This is a genomic window from Buchnera aphidicola (Hyperomyzus lactucae), assembly GCF_005081705.1.
Lineage (GTDB): Bacteria > Pseudomonadota > Gammaproteobacteria > Enterobacterales > Enterobacteriaceae > Buchnera > Buchnera aphidicola_Y.
In genome coordinates this window covers 1-7,707 of the sequence record NZ_CP034877.1, presented here as the reverse complement: position 1 = coordinate 7,707, position 7,707 = coordinate 1, and the positions used below count along the sequence as shown (strand labels likewise).

Annotated in this window: 7 protein-coding genes; 6 read left to right on the top strand and 1 reads right to left on the bottom strand. The window is 26.3% G+C overall.

Features of this window, described 5'->3' with window-relative positions; translation table 11 throughout:
- Positions 1-60 precede the first annotated feature (60 nt).
- From leuA to leuD, 4 genes are read left to right on the top strand one after another with little or no spacing between them, the layout of a single operon-like run.
- Positions 61-1,620: a 2-isopropylmalate synthase gene (gene leuA / locus D9V68_RS03165; RefSeq protein ID WP_158358297.1), complete on the top strand. Its 1,560-nt coding sequence runs from the start codon at positions 61-63 to the stop codon at positions 1,618-1,620.
- A 53-nt stretch (positions 1,621-1,673) separates the two neighbouring features.
- Positions 1,674-2,768, top strand: coding sequence for a 3-isopropylmalate dehydrogenase (gene leuB / locus D9V68_RS03160; protein WP_158358295.1), 1,095 nt, complete (start codon positions 1,674-1,676; stop codon positions 2,766-2,768).
- A gap of 1 nt (position 2,769) precedes the next feature.
- On the top strand, positions 2,770-4,185 hold the full coding sequence (gene leuC / locus D9V68_RS03155) for a 3-isopropylmalate dehydratase large subunit (protein WP_158358293.1): 1,416 nt from the start codon (positions 2,770-2,772) through the stop codon (positions 4,183-4,185).
- 3 nt (positions 4,186-4,188) lie between these two features.
- Entirely contained in the window at positions 4,189-4,818 is a 630-nt protein-coding gene (leuD, locus tag D9V68_RS03150; protein WP_158358291.1) for a 3-isopropylmalate dehydratase small subunit, read from the top strand.
- A 371-nt stretch (positions 4,819-5,189) separates the two neighbouring features.
- On the opposite strand, the gene repA (D9V68_RS03145) is transcribed toward leuD, so the two are convergent.
- Entirely contained in the window at positions 5,190-6,041 is an 852-nt protein-coding gene (gene repA, locus D9V68_RS03145; RefSeq protein WP_158358289.1) for a plasmid replication initiator RepA, read from the bottom strand.
- Between the two features lie 252 nt (positions 6,042-6,293).
- Between repA (D9V68_RS03145) and D9V68_RS03140 the strand changes: the two genes are divergently transcribed.
- Together D9V68_RS03140 and repA (D9V68_RS03135) are read left to right on the top strand one after the other, a co-directional pair.
- Positions 6,294-6,797 (top strand): TIGR00645 family protein, encoded by a 504-nt coding sequence (locus D9V68_RS03140; RefSeq protein ID WP_158358287.1) that lies wholly within the window; start codon positions 6,294-6,296, stop codon positions 6,795-6,797.
- Positions 6,798-6,938: 141 nt separating this feature from the next.
- Positions 6,939-7,688, top strand: a complete 750-nt coding sequence (repA, locus tag D9V68_RS03135; RefSeq protein WP_187308330.1) for a plasmid replication initiator RepA — start codon at positions 6,939-6,941, stop codon at positions 7,686-7,688.
- Positions 7,689-7,707: the final 19 nt, after the last annotated feature.

The following is a 7,707-nucleotide window of genomic DNA, read 5'->3' as shown; positions in this document are numbered from 1 at the left end:
ATTGTATAAATTTATTTTGTTAAATAAAACATATCACTTTTTTAAGTTGAGAAAATTTTTATGAATTCTAAAGTTATAATTTTTGATACAACTCTACGTGATGGCGAACAAGCTCTCCAAGCAAGCTTAAGTGTTAAGGAAAAATTACAAATTGCATTGTCTTTAGAAAAAGCAGGGATAGATATTATGGAAGTAGGATTTCCTATTTCATCTCCAGGGGATTTTAAATCAGTTCAAGCTATATCTAAAAACATTAAAAATAGTCGAATATGTAGTTTAGCACGTTGTGTAGAAAAAGATATTGATGCAGCAGGTGAAGCGATGTCTTCATCTAATTCTTTTCGAATTCATATTTTTTTAGCAACTTCAACACTTCATATGGAATCTAAATTAAGAAAAAATTTTGATGAAATTATAGAAATGGCTATTTTTTCTGTAAAAAAAGCCTTACGTTATACAGATGATATTGAATTTTCTTGTGAAGATGCAAGTAGGACTACATTAGATAATTTATGTCGCATTGTAGAAAAATTAATCTCTTCAGGTGTAAAAACAATTAACATACCAGATACAGTAGGATATTCAATACCTAATGAAATATCTTTTATAATTAAAAATTTATTTGAACGCGTTCCTAATATTCATAAATCTATAATTTCAGTACACTGTCATGATGATTTAGGAATGGCTGTAGGTAATTCTATATCAGCTATACAGGCTGGTGCTAGACAAATAGAAGGGACTATAAATGGAATCGGTGAGAGAGCTGGAAATACAGCATTAGAAGAAGTAATTATGGCTATAAAAGTTAGAGAAGATATTTTAGGTGTATCTACTAATATAAAACATACAGAAATTTATCGCACTAGTCAAATTATCAGTCAAATTTGTAACATGCCTATTCCATCAAATAAAGCTATAGTAGGTAGTAATGCTTTTTCACACTCTTCTGGTATACATCAAGATGGTGTTTTGAAAAACAGAAAAAATTATGAAATCATAGAACCTAGTAGTATTGGTTTAAAAGAAGTAAAACTTAATTTAACGTCACGTTCTGGAAGAGCAGCAGTAAAATATTATATGGATCAAATGGGTTATAAAAATAGTGATTATAATATAGATGAATTATATATAGCTTTTTTAAAATTAGCAGATAAAAAAGGACAGGTTTTTGATTATGATTTAGAAGCTTTAGCTTTTATTAACAAACAGCAAGAAGAATCAGAATATTTTTCTTTAAAATTTTTTAGCGTTCAATCTATTTCTAATGGTTTGTCTACTGCTTCAGTTCAATTATTATGCGGTAACAAAATATATACCGAATCTTCTACTACTAGTAATGGACCAGTCGATGCTATTTATCAGGCATTAAATAGAATTACAGTTTTTCCTATAATATTACAAAAATTTCAACTTGTAGCTAAGGGTAAGGGTAAAGACGCGTTAGGTCAAGTTGATATTCTGGTAGAATATCAAAAACGCAAGTTTCATGGAATAGGTTTAGCTACCGATATTATTGAATCATCAGCTCAAGCAATGGTTAATGTGTTAAATAATATATGGAAAGTAAAACAAGTGAACAAACAATTAAACTTGCTAAAAAATTTAAAAAAATCTTAATATTTTTTAAAAAATATATTCATTTAAATATTATTTAATAGAGAATCCTTTTTATGAAAAAAAAGTATCGTATTGCTGTATTACCTGGTGATGGAATAGGTCCTGAAGTGATGAGAGAAGCATATAAAATTTTAGACATTTTAAAAAATCATTTTTGTTTATCTTTAAAATTAGAGGAATTTAATATTGGTGGATCAGCTATTGATTTCGAAGGTGTTGCTTTACCAAAAAATACACTAAGAGGATGTGAAAATTCTGATGCAATTTTATTTGGTTCTGTAGGTGGTGATAAATGGAATAAACTTCCTTTAGAAGAACGTCCTGAAAGAGCTTCTTTACTTCCCTTGAGAAAGCACTTTAATCTTTTTTCTAATCTGAGACCGGCAAAATTATACTTAGAGTTAAAAGACTTATCTCCTTTACGTCCTGATATTATAAAAAATGGTTTCAATATATTATGTGTTCGAGAGCTAACAGGGGGGATTTATTTTGGAGAGCCTAAGGGCCGAAGTAGAAAAAAAGATAATACTCAATATGCTTTTGATACAGAAATTTATAATGAATATGAAATTATACGTATTGCTCATTTAGCTTTTAAATTAGCACAAATGAGAAGAAATAAAGTATGTTCTATAGATAAAGCAAATGTTTTACAAAGTTCTGTTTTATGGAGAGAAATAGTTGAAGATGTTTCTAAAAAATATCCGAATGTTATCTTATCTCATTTATATATTGATAATGCTACAATGCAAATTATTAAGAATCCTGATCAATTTGATGTATTGCTATGTTCTAATCTGTTTGGAGATATTATTTCAGATGAATGCGCTATGATTACCGGCTCCATTGGCATGTTACCGTCTGCCAGTTTAAATGAAAAAAATTTTGGCTTATATGAACCTGCTGGTGGATCTGCACCTGATATTGAAGGTAAAAATCTTGCCAACCCTATAGCGCAAATTCTTTCAGTTTCTATGTTAGTAAGATATGGAATGCATTTAAATGCAATAGCAGATAAAATTGATCAATCCGTTAAGAATGTTTTAAAAAAGGGTTATCGAACTGCAGATATATGTAGTGATAATAATTATATAACAACAAATGAAATGGGCGATGCGATTGCTAATTGTTTAATAAAGGATAAATAAAATGAAAAAAACGTTATATGAAAAAATATATGATGCACATGTTATACATAAAGAAGAAAAAAATAGATCTATTTTGTATATAGATTTACATTTACTTCATGAGGTTACATCTCCTCAAGCTTTTAATTCATTACGTGAAAAAAACCGCATAGTTAGACAACCCCAAAAAACTTTTGCTACTATGGATCATAATGTTTCAACTGAAAATAATGATATTAATGCATCTGGTTCTATGGCGAAAATACAAATGGAACAGTTAATAAAAAATTGTCAAGATTTTAGTATAGAACTTTATGATTTAAAAAATCCAAATCAAGGTATAGTACATGTTATAGGTCCTGAACAAGGTATGACCTTACCTGGAATGACAATTGTATGTGGTGATTCACACACGTCAACTCATGGTGCATTTGGTGCATTAGCTTTTGGTATTGGTACTTCTGAAGTAGAACATGTTCTTGCAACTCAAACATTAAAGCAAGAACGTTTTAAAACTATGAAAATAGAGATTACAGGAGAACTAAAGAAATTTGTTACTGCTAAGGATGTAATTTTATTTATTATAGGAAAATTAGGTTCATCAGGAGGTACTGGATATGTAATCGAATTTTGTGGTGATGTAATAACAAAAATGAATATGGAAGAAAGAATGACAATCTGTAATATGGCAATTGAAATGGGTGCAAAATCAGGATTAATTGCACCAGATGAAACTACATATTCATATTTAAAAAATAAAATGTATTCACCTTATGGTGAATTTTGGAAAAAGGCAATAAATTATTGGAAAACTTTAAAATCTGATAAAGATGCTTATTTTGATAAAGTTTTTTGTTTAAATATATCAGATCTTTCACCTCAAATTACTTGGGGAACTAATCCAGATCAAGTAATTTCAATTGATCAAAAAATACCTGATTTTAATGGTTTTGATAATTTAATAAAAAGAGATCTTGCAAGATCTGCTTGTAAATATATGGGTTTAAAACCAGGAACTTATTTAACAGATATTAAAATTGATAAAGTTTTCATTGGTTCTTGTACTAATGCTCGCATAGAAGATTTACGTGCAGCATCAAAAATACTTAAAAATAAAAAAATTTCTAGTCATGTAAAAGCAATTGTTGTACCTGGTTCTGGTTTAGTTAAAAGAACAGCTGAAAATGAAGGTTTAGATAAAATTTTTATTGATTCAGGTTTTGAATGGCGGTTACCAGGTTGTTCTATGTGTTTGGGAATGAATAAAGATAGATTAAATGAAGGTGAACGTTGTGCCTCTACTAGTAATCGAAATTTTGAAGGGAGACAGGGTCGCGGTGGTAGAACACATTTAGTTAGTCCTATTATGGCTGCAGCAGCTGCTATATATGGAAATTTTTTTGATATTAGAAAAATAGATAATAGCGAGATTAATTAAAAAATGTTTAAATTTACTCAACATACTGGTGTTGTTGCCCCCCTAGATGTATCTAATATAGATACAGATATTATTATTCCTAAGCAATTTTTAAAGAGAATAAATAAAATTGGATTTGGTAAATTTTTATTTCATAATTGGCGCTTTTTTGATGAAAATCAATTAAAAAAAAATAATAAATTTATATTAAATAAAACAATTTATAAAAATGCTAGTATTTTATTAACTAGAGAGAATTTTGGTTGCGGATCATCAAGAGAGCATGCTGTTTGGTCCTTGTTAGACTATGGTTTTAAAGTAATTATATCATCTAGTTTCGCTGATATTTTTTATAATAATAGTTTTAATAATAAACTCCTTTTAATTACTTTAAAAAATCAGGAAATTGATTTTCTTTTTGATATTATCAAAAAAAATATAGGTATTAAATGTACAGTAAACTTAGTTGATAAAAAAATTTTTATAAATGGAAACGTTTTTTCATTTGAATTAGATGATTTTTATCGATTTTGTTTATTAAATAATTTAGACAGTATTGATCTAACCATGAAATTTTTAAAAGATATTAAGATTTATGAAGAGCATATACCTGATTTTATTTTAAATAGAAGAAGATTTAAATCTTATTTTTAACTTAATTTAAAAAAAAATAGCGAAGGTTTTATATATAAAACCTTCGCTATTTTTTTTTTTAAAATTAACATGTTTATTTATTTTTTTATATAAGATTAAAAACATTGTTATTTTGCATTTATTATATAAAAAGCATTTATTAAAAAAAACAACATGCATTTATTTAAAAAACAAAACTAAAAAAAAGATAAAAATGAGATGGTAAAATTAAAAAATAGAAATTCTACGTAAAAAAACGCATAAATTTTTTCTTTAGAGATTTTTTTTTTAAAAATGAAAGGAAATCAAAAAAAACAAATGAAAATAGTAAATTCTAAAAAATAGAAATTCTACGTAAAAAACGTATAAATTTTCTCTTGGTAAAAAAACTTTTAATTATCAGGATACGTATTTGTAGCTATTTTCCGTAAATAATAATAACTGATGTTAACTTGTTTTTTTAATCCATTAGGACCTAATTTAGTCAACTCACTAATAGAATATTTAGCTACTAAAGCACGAAGAATTGTTTGTCTAGCTTCTTTTTCATCTAAAGAAATTAAACGTTGTGCATTTCTCTTTTTCTTGTAGAAAGCATGTCTAGATATTCTATATTTAAAAATATTTTTAATTTGAGCATCTTTAGAACGTCTTTTAGCATCCAGCATAGTAATTGGTTTAAGACCTTTACTAATAAGATTTTTATTAATCCATCCTAACTGCTGTTGTTTAGCATTTATTAAATTTTTTTCAGAAATATCAAGTAACATAAAAAACAAAGGAGTTAATGTAATCATTTTAGGCATATAATTACCTAATATTTTATCCCATGTTTTTTTGCAAGTAACAAACCCCATAGGTTCCATAAAATTAGTAATTAATCTAGAAGCACGAGTAATAGATTTATTGCCTGCTTTAGATAATGTAGACAAACCACATTCATCAGATAATTGTTCAACAGATGCTTGAACTAATTCAGAAGAAATATTAAAGTGATAAAGCATAGCTAAAACCATTGCTCTCATAGCACATGCTCGATGTTCGTTCAATCTTCTAAATGTTTTTAAAGAATTACTATTTTGAGTTTTTTTAATCTGTAAAAAATAGGTTAATTCGCATCGTGCAACATCTATCTCCGATGCTTTTTTCATTGCATGGCAAATAAAATAAGGTCGACGTTTATTATTTTTTGGTGGTACAAATCTTGGATTAGGATTATGTATATAACATTTTCTTGATATCATAAAATGATACTTTAAAGTAGTAGAAGGTTAATGTTTATGCATGATAAAATCAATATTTTATATATGTTCTTATATTTTCTAATATATACTTTACTTTTATTTTTTTTTATGAATAAATATAATTTATAAAAGTAATAGATACTCTTAACATAAATTTTAATTATTTTCAATATAACTTATTAAAAATTTAATGATTTCTTGTTTAAATTATAGAAAAACAGTATTTTTTTGAAAAAACGATTAGGAAAAAAAATGGAAAAAATTATTGAAAGAACTATATATGCTTCTCGGTGGTTAATGTTTCCTGTATATGTAGGTTTATCATTTGGATTTATATTGTTAACATTAAAATTTTTTCAGCAAATTATATTTATTATTCCAGATATTATATCTATGTCTGAATCTGGATTAGTTTTAGTTGTATTGTCTTTAATTGATATTGCCTTAGTTGGTGGATTATTAGTAATGGTGATGTTTTCTGGTTATGAAAATTTTATTTCCAAAATGGATATGGAAGATAATCAAAAAAGATTGGGATGGATGGGTACTATGGATGTAAATTCAATTAAAAACAAGGTGGCATCTTCTATAGTTGCTATATCTTCTGTACATCTTTTACGTCTTTTTATGGAAGCAGAGAAAATATTAGATAACAAAATTATGTTGTGTGTTATAATTCATTTAACTTTTGTATTATCAGCTTTTGGAATGGCATATATTGATAAAATGAGTAAAAAAAAACATGTTCTCCACTAATTTTTAAAAATAATAAAAATTTGAATTTTTTTGATCGCAATGTTATATTCAGAAAATTGTAATTTATTTTTAAATATAATACATTATTTATCATAAATGCTTCTTTTTAAAAATATATTTTACCTTAATCAAGTGTATTTAGTGCCTAGAAAAAATTATATATATAATCCTAAACCAGTTTTTAATCCACCTAAAAATGAGAAAAAAAGATCTACATTTATTTGTTATGCAATGAAAAAAGCATCTGAAATAGACGTTGCTAGAAGCAGTTTAAATCATACTTTATTGCCTATAGATCCTAAAACTGGTAATATTTTACCTCGATTTAGACGATTAAATGAACATCGAGCGTGTGCTATGAGAGCCATAGTATCAGCCATGTTGTACTATTTTAATATTGATTCTAAACTAGTCGAAGCTTCTATTGAAAAATTAGCAGATGAATGTGGATTGTCTACTTTTTCAGATTCTGGAAATAAATCTATTACTCGTGCCTCACGTTTGATAAACGAATTTTTAGAACCAATGGGTTTTGTTAAATGCAGGAGAATAAAAAATACTTCCATTAGTAATTATATACCTAAAAAAATATTTTTGACACCTATGTTTTTTATGTTATGCAATATTTCAAAATCCAAAATAAATAATTATTTATCTAAAAAAATGAAGTTATCTCAAAAATTAAAAAAACAGGAAAAGAAAATGTTTATTTCTTTTTCAGATATCAAAATTATTTCACAATTAGATGAACAATCAGCTAGAAATAAAATTTTAAATGCTTTAATTAATTATTATTCAGCTAGTGAATTAACAAAAATAGGTCCAAAGGGTCTTAAAAAAAAGATAGATATTGAATATAATAATTTATGTAAGTTATACAAAAAAAAATAACAAAATAAATTTATACAAT

What these genes read in the sequence shown, in the direction of transcription:
- repA (WP_158358289.1), bottom strand. Translation starts at nt 6,041, where the DNA reads ATGATATCAAGAAAATGTTATATACATAATCCTAATCCAAGATTTGTA.
- leuB (WP_158358295.1), top strand. Translation starts at nt 1,674, where the DNA reads ATGAAAAAAAAGTATCGTATTGCTGTATTACCTGGTGATGGAATAGGT.
- leuD (WP_158358291.1), top strand. Translation starts at nt 4,189, where the DNA reads ATGTTTAAATTTACTCAACATACTGGTGTTGTTGCCCCCCTAGATGTA.
- D9V68_RS03140 (WP_158358287.1), top strand. Translation starts at nt 6,294, where the DNA reads ATGGAAAAAATTATTGAAAGAACTATATATGCTTCTCGGTGGTTAATG.
- leuC (WP_158358293.1), top strand. Translation starts at nt 2,770, where the DNA reads ATGAAAAAAACGTTATATGAAAAAATATATGATGCACATGTTATACAT.
- leuA (WP_158358297.1), top strand. Translation starts at nt 61, where the DNA reads ATGAATTCTAAAGTTATAATTTTTGATACAACTCTACGTGATGGCGAA.